Source organism: Pseudomonas sp. (assembly GCF_036387035.1).
Taxonomy (GTDB): Bacteria; Pseudomonadota; Gammaproteobacteria; order Pseudomonadales; family Pseudomonadaceae; genus Aquipseudomonas.
In genome coordinates, this window is sequence record NZ_DASVUM010000242.1 from 1 (window position 1) to 20,611 (window position 20,611).

Sequence of the window (20,611 nt, forward strand, 5' to 3'; positions counted from 1 at the left end):
GCGATCCGCTGTGATCCTTATGTGAAGGGTTTTTACGAGGGCCTGTTGGGCCGAGGCAAGCGTAAGATGCAGGCGATATGCGCGGTGATGCGTAAATACCTGACAGGTTTGTGGGCTTGCATGCGCAGCGGCGAAGACTTCGATACGGCCAAGCTTTTCAGCGAAAAACATCTGCAAAAAGCTTGATCCGGAACAGAGTATCTACAGTCTCAGCATTACTTCGCCAAATACCGCATCCCTTCCTCCAGCCCGCGCAGCGTCAGCGGGTACATCTGGTCTTCGATCAAGTCGCGCACGATGTTGGTTGAGGTGGTGTAGGCCCAGGCGTCTTTGGGGTACGGATTGATCCAGATGATCTTCTTGAACTTGGCCATGAACCGCTGCATCCAGACGTAGCCGGCTTCTTCGTTCCAGTGCTCGACACTGCCGCCGGCCTGTGTGATTTCGTAGGGCGCCATGGCGGCGTCGCCGATGAAGATCACTTTGTAGTCGGCGCCGTATTTGTGCAGCAGGTCTTGGGTGGCGGTGCGCTCGGAGGTGCGGCGCAGGTTGTTCTTCCACACTGACTCATAAACGAAGTTATGGAAGTAGAAGTACTCCATGTGCTTGAACTCGGTCTTGCAGGCCGAGAACAGTTCCTCGCAAATCTTGACGTGGGCGTCCATCGAGCCGCCGATGTCGAACAGCAGCAATAGCTTGATGGTGTTGCGGCGTTCCGGGCGCATCTGGATGTTCAGCAGGCCGGCGTCGCGGGCGGTATGGTCGATGGTGCCGTCGATGTCCAATTCGTCAGCCGCGCCCTGGCGCGCGAACTTGCGAAGCCGACGCAGCGCAACTTTGATATTGCGCGTGCCCAGTTCAACCCCGTCGTCAAGGTTCTTGTACTCGCGCTGATCCCAGACTTTTACGGCCTTGCCCTGGCGCTGGCCGGCATCGCCCACCCGAATCCCCTCAGGGTTGTAACCGCCTGAACCGAACGGACTGGTGCCGCCGGTGCCGATCCATTTGTTGCCGCCTGCGTGACGCTCCTTTTGCTCTTCCAGACGCTTCTTGAATGCTTCGATGAGTTGGTCCAGGCCGCCGAGCGACTGGATCTGGGCGCGTTCTTCAGCCGTCAGCGAGCGCTCGAATTCCTTGCGCAGCCAGTCTTCAGGGATCAACGCCTGCAGATGATCATCGAGCTTTTCCAGGCCGTTGAAGTACGCACCGAAAGCCCGATCAAACTTATCGAAATGGCGTTCGTCCTTCACCAGAATCGCGCGCGACAGGTAATAGAACTCGTCCATGTCGGCAAACGTCACGCGCTGTTTCAGCGCGTTGATGAGGTCGAGCAGTTCACGCAACGAAACCGGCACTTTGGCAGCGCGCATTTCGTTGAACAGATTGAGCAACATAATCGGCGTCCCACGCTTATCTAAAAAGCGATGACTTAATAACTTTTACCCGAATGCTTAGCGATTACCGCGACGGCTCATGAACGCCAGGCGTTCCAGCAGTTGCACGTCCTGCTCGTTCTTGACCAGGGCACCGGCCAGCGGCGGGATGGCTTTGGTCGGATCGCGCTCGCGCAGTACCGCTTCGCCGATGTTGTCGGCCATCAGCAGTTTCAGCCAGTCGACCAGCTCGGAAGTGGAGGGCTTTTTCTTCAGTCCCGGCACTTTGCGCACGTCGAAAAACACGTCCAGCGCTTCGCTGACCAAGTCCTTTTTGATGTTCGGATAATGCACGTCGACGATCTTTTGCAGCGTGCTGCGATCCGGGAACGCGATGTAGTGAAAGAAGCAGCGGCGCAGAAAAGCGTCGGGTAGCTCTTTTTCGTTGTTGGACGTAATGATGATGATCGGGCGTTTTTTCGCCTTGATGGTCTCGTCTATTTCGTAAACGTAGAACTCCATTTTGTCGAGTTCTTGCAGCAGGTCGTTGGGGAATTCAATGTCGGCCTTGTCGATTTCATCGATCAGCAGAATCACCCGCTCTTCGGATTCGAAGGCCTCCCAGAGCTTGCCTTTCTTCAGGTAATTGCGCACGTCATGGACTTTGTCGACGCCCAGCTGCGAGTCGCGCAGGCGGCTGACCGCGTCGTACTCGTAGAGGCCTTGATGCGCTTTGGTGGTCGATTTGATGTGCCAGGTGATCAGTCGCGCGCCGAAGGATTCGGCCAGTTGCTCGGCGAGCATGGTTTTACCGGTGCCGGGCTCGCCTTTGACCAGCAGCGGACGCTCCAGGGTGATGGCGGCATTCACCGCAAGCTTCAGATCGTCAGTGGCGACGTAGGCGTGGGTGCCTTCGAATTTCATCGGGAAAATCCTCGAACAGCGCGAACAGACACCGGCCTGAGCCGCGCAACATAGGGCGTAAAGAATGCAGCGACTATACCGCGCACTTCTTGCGACTGGGAACGCAGACGCTTTATTCAGTACCTGAATGGGGCGTCAGGATCTGACTGGTTAAATTGTGTAACCTCTGTTGAGGTATCGCCAAAATAGCTATACCGTTCTTGGCATGTCGACAAAATACAGATTCAGGGACAAATACAGGATTCAGCTGCGGGAAAAGGATCACCTGCCGCCCCATGTGGCACCTCACCGGTGGCGGGTTGGATGTGCTGATCTGCCTGCAGTTGATAGCACCGATGCGCGGTCATGCCCCGGCCGTCGTACTCAGGGAGGCGCTCGAATGGATAAGGGCTCACCAAACAGAATTGCTGGAGGAATGGAAACGATGGCACCCATGAAACGCCCACGCCTCAAAACCGTAGAGGCGCTGGCTGGACAAAAACTGGCGCTGACATTCATCAACGACATGACATACATCGTCGACCTGAGCAGTGACATCGCTGCACTACCAGGTCTGCAACCGCTCAAGGACCCCGACGCGTTCCGGCAGGCACAGATTGGCGACGACGGCTGGACGGTCGAGTGGGCCGGGCCGGACATCCAGATCGGCGCCGACACCCTGTATCTGGACGCCAAGGCGCAGGCCGCCACTGACGAGAACACGCGGATATTCATCGGCTGGCGCGCGCGCACCGGCTTGCCGCTGGCCCTGGCGGCCGAGGCACTGGGCGTTAGCACACGCAGCATTACCCGTTACACCAATGGCAACGAGGCGGCGCCGCGCACCTTGGCGTTGGCGTGCCTCGGCTGGGATGCGTTGCAGAATCAAGCAGAGAACGGCGTCTTATTGGCCGAGAAGCGTGCGGCTTATGCTGCCGAAAGGCCGGCTGGGGAAGGTGATGAGTGACTCAGGCTGGGAACGGCATTTATTGCAGCGATGATTCATCGCTGAAATAACGCTTCGCGAGCAAGCTTGTCCCGCGACCGGCTGCGCAGCAGTCGTTGAACCTCGCGACGCCATGCTTGCTGACACAGCGCATTCATTGTTTTGCTGCCGCTGCGCGCCAGATCGCGGGACAAGCCGCGCTCCTACGTTCCATCGGCGTCGAATCGGGAATTACGCTCGTGCGTGAAATCTGGTTGCGGCGAACGCAACATCCACGACCTGCGCGAATCCTGTAGGAGCGTGGCTTGTCCCGCGATCGGCTGCGCAGCAGTCGTGAAACCTCGCGACGCCATTGTTCCTGGCACACCGCATTCACTGTGTTGCTGCCGCTGCGCGCCAGATCGCGGGACAAGGTCGCTCTTACACTGGCACTGGCAATCAGGCGCCGAACTTTACGGTGCTTATTTCGCGTCGCCCTTGCCACTGTCATAGCGCGTGTTGAACGCCTGCACAAAGGCGTTTCGCAGGATCTGCAAGAACGCTTCGAAGGCACTGATGTCCTGCTTGTGAACGCTGCCGCTCAGTTCGACGCGGGTGGCGAACTGGTTTTTCTCCTGATTTTTCAGCACGGTTTCGCTGCCGCCGACCACGGCTTCCCAGATCGAACGGAAGAAGCCCTTGTTCTGGTTTTCCACGTCCTGCTGCCAATTGAAGATGTCCACGTTGCGCAGCAGCGGCTTGATGTAACCGCTGAGCTGGCCTTTGTTGGCCTGCGCTTCAATGACCACGTCACCGTCTCCTGCGTTGAAATCAAACTTGCCGTACGCCGAGGCGAAGTCGTTCATGCGCTTGAGCTGAAGGCCGGTCGCGCGAAGCTTGAAGTCGAAGTCTTCGAAGCTGAACGGGTCGAAGGTTGCCGTACTTTCCAGTGGCGCATGGCCCATCAGCATGGCCTTGCCCTCGAAACGCGCATCGCGTTTGCCGGCCTTGTCTTCGACGTTCGTCAGGTTGTAGACGCTGGCGTTAATCTTGTCGGCGTCGATTTTGACCTTTGGCGTGGAGTTGAAGTTGCTGAAGGTGATCTTGCCGTCCTGAATGCGCAGCTCGTTGAGGGTGATGGGCAGCAGTTTGTCCAGCTGGGCCTGCCAGTTGGTCCCGGCACCGGTCTGCGACTGACGCTTGTCCGGGCCGCCGTCGACGAAGTTGAGTTCGGGGCTGATGAAGGCAACCTCGGCGACGACGGCATGGTCGTACCAGAGCGAATGCCAGCTGACGGCCAGGTCGATGACCGGCGCATCCAGCAGCGGCACCGGCACCTTGCCGTCAACCTTGACGATTTTAAGCCCGTTGATCCGGTACGCCCCGCGCCACAGGGCCAGGTCCACATCGGTCACTTGGCCGCGGTAGTCGCCCATGTCGGCGAGTTTTTCGTTGAGGTAATTGCGCACCACATACGGCAGCGCGATGTGAACGGCGATCAGCAACACCACCAGGCCAACAATTATCCCTAACGGCCAGCTGTAACGACGTTTCATGTTCCTACCCTCTCGTGACGTAGTTTTGTTGACTGCTGGCGATGCGATCGGTTCGCTTCGACTGGACGTTGCACAGGCTCAAGGCATAGGCTTCAAGTTTTTCCAACCCTGCACAAGGACCCGGTCATGAGCCGTATTTACGCAGATAACGCCCATTCCATCGGCAACACGCCACTGGTGCAGATCAACCGTATCGCGCCGCGCGGGGTCACCATCCTGGCCAAGATCGAGGGGCGTAATCCGGGGTATTCCGTCAAGTGCCGGATCGGCGCGAACATGATCTGGGACGCCGAAAGCAGCGGCAAGATCAAGCCAGGCATGACCATCGTCGAGCCCACGTCCGGCAACACCGGCATCGGCCTCGCTTTCGTTGCCGCCGCGCGCGGTTACAAGCTGACCCTGACCATGCCGGCTTCCATGAGTATAGAGCGGCGCAAGGTGCTCAAGGCCCTGGGCGCCGAACTGGTGCTCACCGAGCCGGCGTTGGGCATGAAGGGCTCCATCGCCAAGGCCGAGGAACTCGTTGCCAGTGACCCCGGCCGCTACTTCATGCCGGCGCAGTTCGAGAACCCGGCCAACCCGGCCATTCACGAGAAGACCACCGGCCCGGAAATCTGGAACGACACCGACGGCGCCATCGACGTGCTGGTGGCGGGTGTCGGCACGGGCGGCACCATCACCGGCGTTTCGCGCTACATCAAGCACGCCATGGGCAAGCCGATCATTTCAGTGGCCGTCGAACCCATGGGCTCGCCGATCATCACCCAGGCGATGGCGGGCGAAGAGATCAAACCCAGTCCTCACAAGATTCAAGGCATTGGCGCAGGCTTTATTCCGAAGAACCTCGACCTCTCGATTGTTGACCGCGTCGAGTTGGTGAGTGATGAAGAAGCCAAGGCCATGGCCCTGCGGCTGATGCAGGAAGAGGGGATTCTCTGCGGTATTTCGTGCGGCGCGGCCATGCACGCAGCCGTGCGACTGGCCGAGAAACCGGAAATGCAGGGCAAGACCATCGTGGTCGTGCTGCCGGATTCGGGTGAGCGCTACCTGTCGAGCATGCTCTTCAGCGACTTGTTCACCGATCAGGAGCTGACCCAATAGTCGGTTCCTGCGCTGCTTCGGCTTTTTACCCGGCGGACTAAGGCTTATGATGGCCGCCATTCGAAACCCGCCGCACGATTGTCCCAGGTCAGTCGGCGGCCGTTTCAGCAGCGTAAGCTTCGGGCCGCGCGGTTCGGCCCTGTTTCAAGGAGAGTTTCATGACCCTTTCTTTTGCTGTCAAAGCGGCGATTCTGCTGCTGTTTGTAGGCAGCACGCTGTACGTGCATCTGCGCGGCAAGGCGCGTTTGCCTGTATTGCGCCAGTTCGTGAATCACTCCGCACTGTTCGCCCCCTACAACGCCTTGATGTACCTGTTCTCCAGCGTGCCGTCCAAACCGTATCTGGACCGCAGCAAGTTTCCCGAACTCGACGTGCTGCGCGACAACTGGGAAACCATCCGTGACGAAGCCATGCATTTGTTTGACGAGGGCTATATCCGCGCGGCCGCGAAGGACAACGATGCGGGTTTCGGTTCGTTCTTCAAGAAAGGCTGGAAGCGCTTCTATCTGAAGTGGTACGACAAACCGCTGCCGTCGGCGGAGGCGCTGTGCCCCAAGACGGTCGAGCTGGTCAGCCGCATTCCCAACGTCAAAGGCGCGATGTTTGCGCTGTTGCCCGGCGGCAGCCACTTGAACCCGCACCGCGACCCGTTCGCCGGCTCCCTGCGTTACCACTTGGGCCTGTCGACGCCCAATTCCGATGATTGCCGCATTTTCGTTGACGGTCAGGTCTACGCCTGGCGCGACGGTGACGACGTGATGTTCGATGAAACCTACGTGCATTGGGTCAAGAACGAAACCGACGTCACCCGCGTGATCCTCTTTTGCGACATCGAGCGGCCGCTGAGCAATCGCTTCATGACCGCCCTAAACCGCCGCGTCAGTGCGTTTCTGGGCCGCGCCACTGCGCCGCAGAACACCGATGACGAGCGCGTGGGCGGGATCAATCAGGCGTATGCGTTCAGCAAGCGGTTCAGCAACGGCTTCAGCGGAAAGGTTAAGCAGTTCAAACGCGCCAATCCCAAGGCCTACCGTATCTTGCGTCCGGTGCTGTCGGTGCTCGTACTGACCTTGCTGGGTTACTGGCTGTTCGGCTAGAAAAACGGCTTCACTGAGCGCCGTCGCACCTTGTGTGACGGCGCTTTTTTTATGCCCGGCACAAGGGCATAACCGGCAAATAGCACGTCTATTCAATCCTCTTCGGGCCAGTCGGCGGACCCTGCGTCCAGCCCTTTTTCCCGGAGACGATGTTCATGCGCGCCAGATTCCTGATGTTTTCCGCCACGCTGTTCGGCCTGGCCGGTCCGATGGCGGCCGTGGTCGCACCGACCGTTGCCTTTGCCCAATCGGCCGCCGTGGCGGTTGCGCCGCAATACGACACCACCCATGTGTACGTCGCGCCTGCCGACGTTGATCGCTTCGTTCAAAGCTTCACCGCGACATTCGGCGGCCAGAGCACGCCCCAAGTGGTGGTCAACGTGTTGCCGGTGCCCAGCAGCACCACGTCCCAGCTGATTCAAACGCCGGTCGGCACCGTTTCGCTGTTCGGCTTCAAGACCCCGATTCCGCGTCCGTTTGGCGATGAGCGCAACGGTTATCTGGTCAAGGACATGGACGTGGCAATCAAAGAGGCGCGTCAGGCCGGTGCCGACGTCATCGTGTCGGACTTCCCGGACCCCATCGGCCGCGACGCCGTGGTGCAGTGGCCGGGTGGCGTGAACATGCAGCTTTACTGGCACACCAAAGTGCCGAGTTACGCGCCGTTTCAGAACGTTCCCGAGAACCGCGTCTACGTGTCCAATGACCGTGCCGGCGCCTTCGTGAAAGCGTTCATGACGTTCTCCCACGGCAAAGTCGTCAGCGACGAGAAGAAAGCGCCGGGTATCGAAATCGGTCGCGCCGACGCCACGTTCCACCGCATTCGCATTGAGTCGCCGTTCGGCAAAATGGTCGTGCTGGCCACCGACGGCCATCTGCCGTATCCGTTCGGCCATGACAACACCGGCTACGAGGTCGGTAATCTGCAGGACACGCTGAGCAAAGCCAAAGCGGCAGGCGTGAAGGTGATTGTCGAGCCTTTCACCAGCGCAGGGCGTACCGCTGCAGTTGTTGAGTTTCCGGGTGGCTACGTCGCTGAAATTCACCAGACCGCTGCGGCTGGTTGACCGATGGCGAGTGCTCGATTCGCTTCAGGTTTGAGCGGTGTGTGCCTGGCCATGGCGTTGCCGCTGGCGAGTGGCCAGGTGAGTGCCGACACGACGCAGGCGAGGCCGGTGATCAAGGCAAACCGCTGGCAGGAGGATTGGTCGGTGCTGGCCAATCCAACCCTGCGGACTGCGCCGCTGGACAGCCTCAAATACATCTCGCTGTCTGCCGACAATCCGCAGACCTATCTGTCGTTGGGCAGCACCTTGCGTGAGCGCTTCGAGATGAACGACGCCAGCGCGTTCGGCACACGCAATGTAGCCCGGGACAGGTATCTGCTGCAGCGCTTTCAGGTGCATGCCGATCTGCACTTCAACGAAAACTGGCGCGTGTTCACGCAGCTGGAAGACGTGCGCGCCTACGACAAAACCACCCTTGGCGGCGCTGATCAAAACCGTACCGACCTGCGCCTGGCGTTTCTCGAATACACAAAAAAGCTGGGCGATAACACGTTCAAGGCGCGGATGGGGCGGCAGGATTTCGCCTTCGACTTGCAGCGTTTTATTTCTTCGCGCGACGGGCCTAACGTGCGCCAGTCGTTCGATGCGTTGTGGGCAGATTGGGAAACCGGCTTGTGGCGCTTCATCGCGATCGCCAGCCGACCGGTGCAATACCAGGACGAGCGCCACTTCGACGACCGCTCGAACCATGAATTTCGCTTCCACCTGCTGCGCGCCGAGCGTCTGGTCGGCGGCAGTAACGAACTGTCGGCGTACGTCGGGCTGTATGAGCGCGACGATGCCAATTACCTGGACGCCAGCGGCGCGGAACACCGGAACATTTTTGACGCGCGGCTGGGCGGTGCGGCCGATGGCTACGACTGGGACCTGGAAACCATGGGGCAGACCGGTTCGGTCGGGGCCAAGAGCATTCGCGCCTGGGCGGCGGGCAGTCGCGTGGGTTACACCTTCGCCGACGTCAGCTGGACGCCGCGCCTGGGCCTGCAACTGGACGCGGCGTCGGGCGACCGCAACAGCGGCGATGGCACGCTGGGCACGTTCAATCCGCTGTTCCCCAATGGCTATTACTTCTCGCTGGGCGGCTACACCGGTTACGCCAACATCCTGCACGTCAAACCGTCGATTACGGTCAAACCCATCGCCAAGCTGAGCATTCAAACGGCGCTCGGCCTGCAATGGCGAGAGACCACCGAGGACGCGGTATACGTGCAGCCCAATATTGCGGTGGCCGGAACGGCGGGGCAGGGCAGTCGCTGGACAGGCGCTTACGGGCAAGTGCGCACGGACTACGCCTTCACCGGCAATCTGAGCGGTGCGATCGAGGCGGTTCACTATGACGTCGGCCAGTCGGTGCGCGATGCCGGCGGGCACGACAGCAACTACCTGGGCGTCGAGCTGAAACTGTCGTGGTAGGGGTTTGCCTGATCGCAGTAACGACGTCGCGTGATGACATTGCACGAGGCACCGGTGGCTGGTTATAGTCGGCCTCGTTGCTGTCACACTTGGCAACACCGAGTCTTTCCTTTCCAGAAGATGAGCACGATGCCTGCATCCAGCACCCGGTCCGCTTTGTCCGCTACAGCCAGCGCTGTTGCGGCACCGTGCGGCTGCATGCAAATCGCCTTCATCACGCATTACCCGCCACCCCCACCTGTGAACAGTCCTGTCGTGTGCGCCGTTGCACCGCCAGGGGTCGTTGTGCCCGGCTGATCGACTGCTGTCGATCGACGCCTGCAAACGCCCGCAAAACATCCGTGAATCCGGTTCGTACCGGGTCCGATTTTGTCTGAAACACAGGTGACTCATGTTCGCTAATAAAGCCTTGGCCTCGATGGCCACGACAACGCTTTTCGTCCTGCTCTGGAGCAGCGGCGCGATTGTTTCCAAGTGGGGCCTGACCCACGCGTCGCCGTTTGCGTTTTTGCTGTTTCGTTTCTTGCTGGCCCTGGCCGCGCTGACCATCCTGATTCCGGCGCTGGGCTACCGGCTTCCCGCCACCCGTGCGTCGATGCGTTTTGCACTGATGACCGGCGCGGTGCTGCTGGGCGCGTATCAGATCTGCTACTTGTTGGCGCTGGACATGAAGGTCGCCCCCGGCGTCATGGCCACGATCATGGGCGTGCAACCGATTCTGACGGCCGTGCTGATCGAACGCAGCCGCTCGGCGTCACGCATGTTCGGCCTGAGTCTGGGGCTGGCCGGCCTGGTGCTGGTGGTCTGGCAAGGTATTGGTGACGGCGGATCGCTGGCCGGCATGGCGTTTGGGGTATTGGGCATGTTGAGCATGACCGGGGGCTCGAGCATGCAGAAGCGCATCACCGACAACCCTCTGGGCACGTTGCCAGTGCAGTACCTCGCGGGGACGGTGGTGTGTGCGGTGTTCGTGCCGTTCCAACCTTTTCATTTCGAGCACAGCGTCAGCTTTTATGTGCCGGTCCTGTATATGGGGCTGGTGGTGTCGGTGCTGGCGACGTTCCTGCTCTACCGCTTGATCGCCCAAGGCAACCTGGTCAACGTCACCAGCCTGTTTTACCTCGTGCCCGGCGTCACGGCGATCATGGACTACCTGATCTTTGGCAACCGCCTCGCCCTGATGAGTCTGCTGGGCATGGTGCTGATCGTGGTGGGGTTGGTGTTTGTGTTCAGGAAGGTCAAGTAGCACCGTGCACCTCTGCGGCGGGCTTCGGGGATGAAGCGGTAGGAGTGAGCTTGCTCGCGATCTGGCGCGCAGCGGCAGCAGACCGCTGCATGCGGTGTGTCAGGCATCCAGCGCGTCAGGTTTCACGACTGCTGCGCAGCCGATCGCGGGACAAGCCACGCTCCTACACGAAGTGTGGTGGCCGCGGATGTGCGCGCGGCGATACGCGGATCGTGGCTTGGCGCGTAATGCGCGTATGGCTATAGGCGGATCGTGGCTTTGGGGCGAACTCTTCGGGCTCTGCAAATGAAACTGTGGGAGTGAGCTTGCTCGCGATCTGGCGCGTAGCGGCAGCAGACCGCTGCATGTGGTGTGTCAGGCATCTCAGCGCGTCAGGTTTCACGACTGCTGCGCAGCCGATCGCGGGACAAGCCACGCTCCTACACGAATCGTGGTTTGCCGAGGATGTGCGCACGGCGATACGCTGATCGTGGTGGCTGCGGATGTGCGCACGGCGATACGCGGATCGTTGTGCTGCGCATGTGCGCATGGCGATGCGCGGATCGTGGCTTGGTGTGCTATGCGCAGGCGGCCGTACAAAGATCAATGCACCACCAGTGTGTCAGCCGATCCTCATCCCAAACGCACATGCCGACTCAACAACGCCCGCAACGCTGCGGGCTTCACCGGTTTGGCCAGGTATTCCAGGCCGGCGGCATGAACCTGGGCGATCAGCTCCGGGCGGCCGTCGGCACTGATGACCACGCCGGGGACGGGTTCACCCAGTTGCGTGCGCAGCCAGGCCATCAGTTCGGTGCCGATCTCGCCGTGGTCCAGGTGGTAATCCACCAACGCCAGATGCGGGCGAATGCCGTCGTCGAGCAGCGCCTGGCATTCCTCGCGATTGCGGGCGGTCCACACTTGGCAACCCCAACGGCTGAGCAGGCTGTTCATGCCGATCAGGATGCTGTCCTCGTTATCGACGCAGAGGATTTGCGTCCCGTTCAGCGCGGCACGCAACGGTTCAATTGGCGCAGCGGCGGGCGTCGGCAAGGCGGGCGCCAGCGGTACGGTGACGCTGAACACGCTGCCTTGTCCCGGCCATGAACGCACTTGCAGCGAATGACCGAGCACGCGACACAGACCATCGGCGATCGCCAGCCCCAGCCCCAGGCCTTTTTCAGCGCGCGTCTGGTGGCTGTCCAGCCGTTTGAATTCCTCGAAAATCACCTGGCGCTTGTCTTCGGGAATACCGGGCCCGCGGTCCCAGACTTCCAGGCTCAGCTGCCCGTTCCTGCGGCGCACCCCCAGCAGAATCGGCCCCTTTGCATAACGAAACGCATTGGTCAGAAAGTTCTGCAGCACCCGTCGCAGCAGCTTGGCATCGCTGGTCACCCGCAGCGTGCTGCCGCGCACGCGGAAGTCCAGCCCTTGCTCCTGCGCGAGGGCCTTGAATTCGGCACCGAGGGTTTCAAACAAATTGTTCAGCGCGAACGGCGCAATGGTCGGCGTGAATCTGCCATTCTCCAGGCGCGAAATATCCAGCAGGTCACTGATCAGGTCTTCAGCGGAACGCAGCGAGCTGTCCAGATGCTGGATCAGTTGCTTGGCTTCTGCCGGTACGTTGTCGTCGTTGTGCAGCAGGGCGGCAGAAAACAAGCGCGCGGCGTTCATCGGCTGCATCAAGTCGTGACTGACCGCAGCAAGGAAGCGCGTTTTCGACTGATTGGCCGCTTCCGCGTGGGCCTTGGCTTCGGTGAGCGCCGTGTTCAATTGCGACAGCTCCCGCGTGCGTTCGGCCACGCGCTGCTCAAGGCTTTCATTGGCGCCCTTGAGCGCATGCTCGGCCTCGCGGAACGCCGTAATGTCGGTGAAGCTCATGACGAAACCGCCGCCGGGCATCGGGTTGCCGATCAGCTCGATCACCTGGCCGTTGGGAAACAACCGCTCAGAAGTGTGCGCGCGGCCCTGGCGCATCCAGTGCAGCCGCCGGGCCACATGCACCTCGGCCTCGCCGGGCCCGAGCAAACCGCGCTCGGCGTTGTAGCGGATGATGTCGGCGATGGGCCGGCCCACGCTGATCAGGCCTTCCGGGTAATTGAACAGCTCCAGGTAGCGCGCGTTCCAGGCCACCAGCCGCAGGGATTGATCGACTACGCTGATGCCCTGGGTGATGTTTTCGATGGCGCCTTGCAGCAGGGCGCGATTGAACTGCAGCACCTCGGAGGCTTCGTCGGCGATGCGCACCACGTCCTCAAGCTGCATGTCGCGGCCCTCGATGGCGGCCTTGACTACCGCCCGCGTCGACGAAGTGCCCAGTACACCGGCCAGCAAACGTTCGGTGTGGGCGATCCATTCACCGTTGGCGTTCTGGTTGGGGTTGAAGCCTTTGCCCTGCCGGTAGGCGAAGCGAATAAAACTCTGCTGCGCTCGCTCTTCGCCCACGAAACGCGCCGAAAGCTTGAGCAAGTCCTCGATCTGCACCGCCAGCAACGAGCGATTGTTGGGCCGTGCCTGCAGCTCCTGACCGATGAAGCGGCCGGCCTGCCAGTATTCGGACACGCGCGTTCGCGACAACAACGAGACCCACACGAACAGCACCAGATTGCCCAGCATCGACAGGACCACGCCCTGGGTCAGTGGGCTGATCGGCAGATTGAACGGGTTGCTGTGCAGCCACGCCAGCAGCGGGAAGCTGCTCAGTGACCAGCCCATGCTGTGGGCGATGATCGGCAGCACCAAGGTGTAAAACCAGATGAACACCCCGGCGGCGAGCCCGGCGAACACGCCGCGCCGATTGGCCGGCTTCCAGTACAGCGCGCCGATCATTGCCGGCATCAACTGGGTGATGGCGGCGAAGGCGATCTGGCCGATAGTCGCCAGGCTCGCGGTCGAGCCCAGCAGCCGATAGCTGACGTAGGCGAGCAGCAGGATGACGACGATGCTCACCCTGCGCACCGAGAGCATCCAGTGACGGAACACTTCGAACGGGCGCTCGGCGGTTTTGCGCCGCAGCAGCCAAGGCAGCAGCATGTCGTTGGAGACCATGGTCGAAAGCGCGACGCTGGCGACGATGACCATCCCGGTCGCGGCCGAGGCGCCGCCGATGAATGCCAGCATGGCCAGCGCCGGGTGCGCATGAGCCAGTGGCACGCTGATCACGAACGAGTCGGGCAGCACCGAGGCGGGCAGCAACATCTGCCCGGCCAGCGCGATGGGCACCACAAAGACCGCAGCCAGCAGCAGATACGCCGGAAAGACCCATTTGGCCAGGCGCAGGTCCTGGGGTTCGATGTTCTCCACCACGGTGACGTGAAACTGCCGCGGCAAACAGATGATCGCCATCATCGCGACGCCGGTCTGCACCACCATCGACGGCCAGTTGACCGTTTCTTTCCAGTATTCCTCCAGACGTGGGGCAAGCATGGCCTGGTTGAACAGGTCGTCCACGCCGTCGTACAGCCCGAACGTGACGAACGCGCCAACCGCCATGAACGCGAACAGCTTGACCAGCGATTCGAAGGCAATCGCCAGCACCATGCCGCGGTGGTGTTCAGTGGCGTCGAGGTTGCGGGTGCCGAACACGATGGTGAACAACGCCAGCACCAGCGAGACGATCAGCGCGGTGTCCTGGGCGCGAGTCCCCGTGGCGTCTGCGCCGGCCCCGATAAGAATGTTCACCCCCAGCACGATGCCTTTGAGCTGCAGCGCAATGTAGGGCAGCACGCCGATCAGACAGATCAGCGCAACGACAACCGCGAGTGTTTGTGACTTGCCGTAGCGAGCGGCGATGAAGTCGGCAATGGAGGTGATGTTTTCCTGCTTGCTGATCAGCACCATTTTCTGCAGCACCCAGGGTGCCAGCAGCAATAGAAGAATCGGCCCCAGGTAGATCGGCAGAAACGACCACAGTTGCTCGGCGGCCTGGCCGACCGAGCCAAAGAACGTCCAGCTGGTGCAATAAACCGCCAGCGACAGGCTGTACACCCAGGCGCGCAGGCGGGGCGGAAGCGGGGTGCGGCGACGGTCACCGTAGAAGGCGATGGCAAACATGATGGCCATATAGGCCAGGGCGACGGCGGCGATCAGCCCGCTGGACAGCGACATGGGAACTCCAGAGACAAGCGGCGAGCGGTTTCAGTGGCGATCCCTCGCCGGCCGGACAGTCTCGCACGCCGAGTGGGGTTCGTCTGTTACGACCAAGGTCTGAGCGGCGCGGTGTCGCAGTGGACACAGCCATTCACTAGCCAGCCCGCTCCTGCCCGTCGCATATCGGGGAAATCTATGACCTATAGCGAAATTACCCGCTTAGTCGATAACCGCATCCCTCCTAATATGGGGCCACCTCATACGAGGACAGGAGCACGCCATGACCCACGCCATTTTCATCCCGCAAAGACCTTTCAGCCAACTGGGCCATCCTCGGGAAGTCATCCGTCAGTTCACCCCCAACTGGTTCGCCGTGACCATGGGCACCGGCATTCTTTCGGCCGTGCTGCCCCAGCTTCCGTTGGCCGGTGCCGCGCTGTTCCCGCTGGCGGAAGCGTTGTGGATGCTCAATATCGTCCTGTTTCTGACCTTCAGCGCGCTGTACATCGCCCGTTGGGTGATGTTTTTCGATGAGGCGCGGCGGGTCTTCGGGCATTCCACGGTGTCGATGTTTTTTGGCACGATCCCCATGGGGCTGGCGACCCTCATCAACGGTCTGCTCATGTTCGGCCTGCCGCGTTGGGGCGACGCCGTGCTGCCGTTCGCCGAACTCTTGTGGTGGCTCGACGTCACGATGTCGCTGGCCTGCGGCGTGGTTATCCCGTTCCTGATGTTCACCCGCCAGGAACACCGCATCGATCAGATGACCGCCATCTGGCTTCTGCCACTGGTGGCCTGCGAAGTGGCGGCGGTCAGCGGCGGGCTGCTGGCGCCGCAGCTGGCCGACAGTCATAGCCAGTTCAGCGTGCTCATTACCAGCTACGTGCTGTGGGCGATGTCGGTGCCCGTGGCGTTCAGCATCCTGACCATCCTCCTGCTGCGCATGGCCCTGCACAAACTGCCCCACGAAAGCATGGCCGCCTCAAGCTGGCTGGCGCTTGGGCCGATCAGCACGGGCGCCTTCGGCCTGATCGTGCTGGGCGCGGATTCGCCGCTCATCTTCAACGCCAATGGTCTGCCCGGCGTAGGCGAAATCGCTTCAGGCCTTGGCCTGATTGGCGGTGTGACCTTATGGGGTGTCGGCGTGTGGTGGTGCCTGATGGCGCTGCTGATCACCGCGCGTTACTTGCGCAATGGCATTCCATTCAATCTGGGATGGTGGGGCTTCACCTTTCCGCTGGGTGTGTTCGCGCTCACCACCTTGAAGCTGGGCGCGGTGCTTCATCTTGCGTTCTTTTCATTTCTTGGCAGCGTGCTCGTTGCCGCGTTGGCCGCCCTGTGGCTGATCATCATGAAGCGCACTGTGAGCGGGGCCTATAAAGGCGAGTTATTTGTGTCGCCGTGCATCGCCGGCTGACCTCCGCACGCTCCAACGGGGTATGCGTTAGAGCGTACGCTCGACTTTGCTGCCGGTTGGGTCTTCAATATGGCGCGGAACCGCCGTGTGGCGTTCCAATCCGAAAGCCGCTACCGGCGCCACTCAGGACCAGGGAAGATGAGTCAGTCGCAATTCAGTTTGTTGGGAAAGCGGCGTTTTTTGCCGTTTTTCGTGACCCAGTCCCTCGGGGCGTTCAACGACAACATCTTCAAGCAGTCGCTGATCCTCGCCATTCTCTACAAGCTGAGCATCGACGGTGACCGGTCCATCTACGTCAACCTCTGCGCGCTGCTTTTCATCCTGCCATTCTTTCTGTTCTCGGCGCTGGCCGGGCAGTTCGGCGAGAAATACCCCAAAGACAAACTGATCCGCATGATCAAGGTGCTTGAGATTGTGATCATGGTGGTCGGGGCGACCGGGTTTCTCTTTAATCACCTGTCGCTGATGCTGGCCGCGCTTTTCGCCATGGGCACCCATTCGGCGTTGTTCGGGCCGGTGAAGTACTCGATTCTGCCGCAGCACCTGCACGAAAACGAACTGGTGGGTGGCAACGGTCTGGTGGAAATGGGCACGTTTCTGGCCATCCTGGCGGGCACTATCGGGGCTGGGGTCATGATGTCCGCGACCCATTACGCGCCCATTGTGGCGGCAGCGATGGTTTCGGTGGCGTGCCTGGGGTATCTCGCCAGTCGGGGCATTCCGCCGGCCGCGGCCGCCTCGCCGGAAATGCGTCTGAACTGGAACATATTCAGTGAATCCTGGGCGACGCTGAAGCTTGGCCTGGGTCAGACCAAAGCGGTGTCGCGTTCCATCGTCGGCAACTCGTGGTTCTGGTTTGTGGGCGCGATCTACCTGACGCAGATACCGGCCTACGCCAAGGATTTTCTGTATGGCGATGAAACCGTCGTCACCCTGATTCTGACCGTTTTCTCCATCGGGATCGCCGCCGGTTCCATGCTCTGCGAACGACTGTCCGGGCGCAAAGTGGAGATCGGTCTGGTGCCGTTCGGCTCCATGGGCCTGACCGTGTTCGGTTTGCTGCTGTGGTGGCATTCCGGCGACTTTCCACAGAATGTGCAGGACAACAACTGGCTGGCGATTCTGGGTTACGGGCAGGCGTGGTGGGTGTTGCTGGACATTCTCGGCATTGGCGTCTTCGGTGGTTTCTACATCGTGCCGCTGTACGCGCTGATTCAGTCGCGCACGCCGGAGAAAGAACGCTCCCGGGTCATCGCGTCCAACAACATCCTCAACGCGCTGTTCATGGTCGTGTCGGCGATCGTCTCGATTGTCTTGTTGAGCGTGGCCAAGCTGTCGATTCCGCAGCTCTTCCTGGTGGTATCGGTGATGAACATCGCGGTCAATGCCTACATCTTCAAGATCGTGCCCGAGTTCACCATGCGCTTCATGATCTGGCTGCTGAGCCATTCCATGTACCGCGTGGAGCATCGCGACCTCGACCTGATCCCGGAGGAGGGCGCGGCATTGCTGGTCTGCAATCACGTGTCGTTTGTCGATGCACTGTTGATTGCCGGATCTGTGCGCCGGCCGATCCGCTTCGTCATGTACTACAAGATCTTCAATCTGCCCGTACTGAATTTCGTCTTCCGCACCGCTGGCGCCATTCCGATTGCCGGGGTCAAGGAAGACAAGGCGGTGTTCGACAAAGCGTTCGAGCGGATCGCCCATTACCTGAACGAAGGCGAGCTGGTGTGCATCTTCCCGGAAGGCAAACTGACCACCGATGGCGAGATCGACACTTTCAAAAGCGGCATGAGCCGTGTGCTGCAAGAGACCGACGTGCCGGTGATTCCGCTGGCGTTGCAAGGATTGTGGGGCAGCTTCTTCAGCCGCGATCCGAACAAGGGCGTGTTTCGCAGGCTGTGGTCGCGCGTCACCCTGGTGGCAGGACCGGCGTTGACGGCAGAGGCGTCGCAGCCGGCAATGGTTCGCGAACGGGTGGCGGAGTTGCGGGGGGCGGTGCGTTAGCAGACGCACCAACCTTCGCGGGATGCGCTGGCTGACGCTTTAATTTGCTCACAATGCGCCGGCTGGCCTTGAACTGTAGGAGCCGGCTTGCTGGCGAAAGCGGTGTGTCAGACAGCGTTAATCTCTTTGACAGATCAGGTTCGCCAGCAAGGTGGAGCGCCACCCCGGCGGCTCTTACGGGTCCTGTGTCTGTCATCGGACCGGTGTACAACCGGCACCGGTGTTCGACGCAGAGCCGGGACCTGGTCTGGTCAACCGACAATCGGCTTCTCTTCCGTCACCGCCGCATCCGGCGTCATCTTTCGGAAGTACGTCGAAAGCAACGCACCCGAAATGTTGTGCCAGACGCTGAACAGCGCGCTTGGCACCGCCGCCAGTGGTGAAAAGTGCGCGGCGGCCAGTGCGGCCCCAAGGCCCGAGTTCTGCATGCCGACTTCCAGCGAGAGTGACTTGCGCTGGGCGAGCGGCAGCTTGAACAGCTTGCCGGTGAAGTAACCCAGCAGGAAACCGAAGCTGTTGTGCAGGATTACCACGGCCATGATCAACAACCCCGATTCCGCGATCTTCGCCTGACTCGCCGCGACCACGGCACAGACGATCATCACGATGCTCACCACCGACACCAGCGGCAGCACATCAACGGCAAACTGCACCTTGGCGCCCAAGAGGCGTTGAGCGATGACGCCCAGCACGATCGGCAGCATGACCAGTTGCAGGATCGACCAGAACATCTCCATGAAGGACACCGGCAACCAGGCCGACGCCAACAACCAGATCAGCGCCGGGGTCAGCAGCGGGGCGAGAAGGGTGGTGACGGCCGCGATGGCCACCGACAGCGCCAGATCGCCTTTCGCCAGCCAGGTCATGACGTTGGACGACGTTCCGCTCGGGCAGCAGCCGACGAGAATCACGCCCACGGCGATTTCCGGCGGCAAGTGGAACAGCTGGCAAAGCAGCCAGGCGACGCCGGGCATGATCACGAAATGCGCGACCACGCCCAAAGCCACACGCCAGGGATGGCGCACGACTTCAGAGAAATCATCGAGCTTGAGGGTCAGGCCCATACCGAACATCACCAGGCCCAGCAACGGCACGATGTAAGACTTGAGGCCAATGAACCAGGACGGGAACAGGAACGCCAGGAGGGCGAACAGCAGCACCCAGTACGCGAAGGTATTACCGACAAAACGACTCAATGCAGCCAGGGCGCGCATGGCCTGCTCCTCTCTTATAGGTATGAAGTGAACGCCGACCCTGCAGGAGCCGGCTTGCTGGCGAATGCGCCGTGTCAGTCTCGATCAACGAACCTGACGCAATGCATTTGCCAGCAAGCCGGATCCTGCGCAGGCAGGTGAGATCAGATCCCCTGGGGAATCTCTTCGCCGCCCAGTGCTTCCATCAGCTGCGGCAGGAACTCGCCGAACGTCAGCATCATCAGCGTAAAGCTGGCGTCCTGCTGACCCAGCGCATCGTCGCCGCCGTTCTGCTCGGCTTCGTCCTGCAGCAGATCCTCGAACTTGAGGCGTTTGATACCGAGCTTGTCGTCCAGCACGAACGACAGCTTGTCCTGCCATGCCAGCGACAGCTGAGTGACGACTTTACCGGTGCTCAGGTGCAGCTGGATTTCGTCGCTGGTCAGGTCCTGACGTTTGCATTTCACAATGCCGCCGTCTTCGTGGGTGTCGCGCAGTTCGCATTCGTCCAGCACGAAAAAGTGCTCGGCTGTCTGGCCGGTCTTGACCCATTCGGTCATGACAGCGGTCGGGGCGGTCTTGACGGTCACCGGACGCACGGGCAACGAGCCCACCACTTCACGCAAGGTCGACAGCAGATCTTCGGCACGCTTGGGGCTGGACGCGTTGACCAGAATCACGCCTTGCTTGGGTGCGATGGCGGCGAAGGTGGCCGAGCGACGGATAAAGGCGCGGGGCAGGAAGGCCTGGATGATTTCATCCTTGAGCTGGTCGCGTTCCTTCTTGTAGACCTTGCGCATCTGCTCGGTCTCGATCTCTTCGATTTTCTCTTTCAAGGCATCGTTGACCACGCTGCCGGGCAGGATGCGTTCTTCCTTGCGCGCCGAGATCAGCATGAAATCACCGCTGACGTGCACCAAAGGTGCATCTTCGCCCTTGCCGAACGGGGCGATGAAACCGTAAGTGGTCAACTCCTGGCTGGCACAGGCACGTGCAGGCTTGGTCGCCAACGCGGTTTCCAGCGCCTCGGCGTCAAATGGCAGGTCCTGGGTCAGGCGATAGACAAGCAGGTTTTTGAACCACATGGGGTACAGCTCTCCTTTAAACAAAGGTGGGCATTATTCGCTCCTGCGACCCTGCGGCCAACCCTGATGTAAGCCTTTGGAAGGATTATAGAAATTATTTAAAAAAGTGCTTGCCAGCTTTTTGATCGCTCCGTAGAATGCGCGCCACACCGAAGCG

Annotated in this window: 14 protein-coding genes and 2 pseudogenes; 10 read left to right on the forward strand and 6 right to left on the reverse strand. The window is 60.7% G+C overall.

Going from position 1 to position 20,611, the window contains the following annotated elements; translation table 11 throughout:
• A pseudogene (locus VF672_RS21705) lies at positions 1-186 on the forward strand (IS110 family transposase); the annotation flags it as partial.
• A 29-nt stretch (positions 187-215) separates the two neighbouring features.
• Here the strand turns inward: VF672_RS21705 and VF672_RS21710 are convergent.
• Together VF672_RS21710 and VF672_RS21715 are read right to left on the reverse strand one after the other, a co-directional pair.
• Positions 216-1,394, reverse strand: a complete 1,179-nt coding sequence (locus VF672_RS21710) for a VWA domain-containing protein (RefSeq protein WP_331106734.1) — start codon at positions 1,392-1,394, stop codon at positions 216-218.
• A gap of 57 nt (positions 1,395-1,451) precedes the next feature.
• Positions 1,452-2,297 (reverse strand): AAA family ATPase, encoded by an 846-nt coding sequence (locus VF672_RS21715; protein ID WP_037013922.1) that lies wholly within the window; start codon positions 2,295-2,297, stop codon positions 1,452-1,454.
• 205 nt (positions 2,298-2,502) lie between these two features.
• Here VF672_RS21715 and VF672_RS21720 point away from each other — a divergent pair.
• Together VF672_RS21720 and VF672_RS21725 are read left to right on the forward strand one after the other, a co-directional pair.
• A pseudogene (locus tag VF672_RS21720) lies at positions 2,503-2,734 on the forward strand (DUF4160 domain-containing protein).
• Positions 2,731-3,243 carry a DUF2442 domain-containing protein gene (locus VF672_RS21725; protein ID WP_331106737.1) on the forward strand — a complete coding sequence of 171 codons (513 nt, stop codon included), beginning with the start codon at positions 2,731-2,733 and terminating at the stop codon, positions 3,241-3,243. Before VF672_RS21720 ends, VF672_RS21725 begins: the two are co-directional and overlap by 4 nt.
• Before the next feature lie 440 nt (positions 3,244-3,683).
• Here VF672_RS21725 and VF672_RS21730 read toward each other — a convergent pair whose 3' ends face one another.
• A complete protein-coding gene (locus VF672_RS21730) occupies positions 3,684-4,757 on the reverse strand; it encodes a DUF748 domain-containing protein (protein WP_331106739.1) in 1,074 nt (357 codons plus the stop codon).
• 126 nt (positions 4,758-4,883) lie between these two features.
• Between VF672_RS21730 and cysK the strand changes: the two genes are divergently transcribed.
• From cysK to VF672_RS21755, 5 genes are all read left to right on the forward strand, one after another.
• On the forward strand, positions 4,884-5,858 hold the full coding sequence (cysK, locus tag VF672_RS21735; protein ID WP_331106741.1) for a cysteine synthase A: 975 nt from the start codon (positions 4,884-4,886) through the stop codon (positions 5,856-5,858).
• Between the two features lie 158 nt (positions 5,859-6,016).
• A complete protein-coding gene (locus VF672_RS21740) occupies positions 6,017-6,955 on the forward strand; it encodes an aspartyl/asparaginyl beta-hydroxylase domain-containing protein (RefSeq protein ID WP_331106743.1) in 939 nt (312 codons plus the stop codon).
• A gap of 209 nt (positions 6,956-7,164) precedes the next feature.
• Positions 7,165-8,022, forward strand: a complete 858-nt coding sequence (locus VF672_RS21745; RefSeq protein WP_331106774.1) for a glyoxalase — start codon at positions 7,165-7,167, stop codon at positions 8,020-8,022.
• A 3-nt stretch (positions 8,023-8,025) separates the two neighbouring features.
• On the forward strand, positions 8,026-9,435 hold the full coding sequence (locus VF672_RS21750) for an alginate export family protein (protein ID WP_331106745.1): 1,410 nt from the start codon (positions 8,026-8,028) through the stop codon (positions 9,433-9,435).
• Between the two features lie 391 nt (positions 9,436-9,826).
• Entirely contained in the window at positions 9,827-10,681 is an 855-nt protein-coding gene (locus tag VF672_RS21755) for a DMT family transporter (protein ID WP_331106747.1), read from the forward strand.
• A gap of 612 nt (positions 10,682-11,293) precedes the next feature.
• On the opposite strand, the gene VF672_RS21760 is transcribed toward VF672_RS21755, so the two are convergent.
• The gene (locus VF672_RS21760) at positions 11,294-14,767 is read right to left on the reverse strand and encodes a NahK/ErcS family hybrid sensor histidine kinase/response regulator (RefSeq protein WP_331106749.1); all 3,474 of its coding nucleotides are present in this window, start codon (positions 14,765-14,767) and stop codon (positions 11,294-11,296) included.
• Between the two features lie 262 nt (positions 14,768-15,029).
• On the opposite strand from VF672_RS21760, the gene VF672_RS21765 reads away from it, so the two are divergent.
• Together VF672_RS21765 and VF672_RS21770 are read left to right on the forward strand one after the other, a co-directional pair.
• On the forward strand, positions 15,030-16,166 hold the full coding sequence (locus VF672_RS21765) for a TDT family transporter (protein ID WP_331106751.1): 1,137 nt from the start codon (positions 15,030-15,032) through the stop codon (positions 16,164-16,166).
• A 138-nt stretch (positions 16,167-16,304) separates the two neighbouring features.
• Positions 16,305-18,176, forward strand: a complete 1,872-nt coding sequence (locus tag VF672_RS21770) for an MFS transporter (RefSeq protein ID WP_331106753.1) — start codon at positions 16,305-16,307, stop codon at positions 18,174-18,176.
• A gap of 251 nt (positions 18,177-18,427) precedes the next feature.
• Here the strand turns inward: VF672_RS21770 and VF672_RS21775 are convergent, their stop codons facing one another.
• The gene (locus VF672_RS21775; protein WP_331106755.1) at positions 18,428-19,390 is read right to left on the reverse strand and encodes a bile acid:sodium symporter family protein; all 963 of its coding nucleotides are present in this window, start codon (positions 19,388-19,390) and stop codon (positions 18,428-18,430) included.
• Between the two features lie 143 nt (positions 19,391-19,533).
• Positions 19,534-20,454 carry a recombination-associated protein RdgC gene (gene rdgC, locus VF672_RS21780; protein ID WP_331106757.1) on the reverse strand — a complete coding sequence of 307 codons (921 nt, stop codon included), beginning with the start codon at positions 20,452-20,454 and terminating at the stop codon, positions 19,534-19,536.
• Between the last annotated feature and the right edge of the window lie 157 nt (positions 20,455-20,611).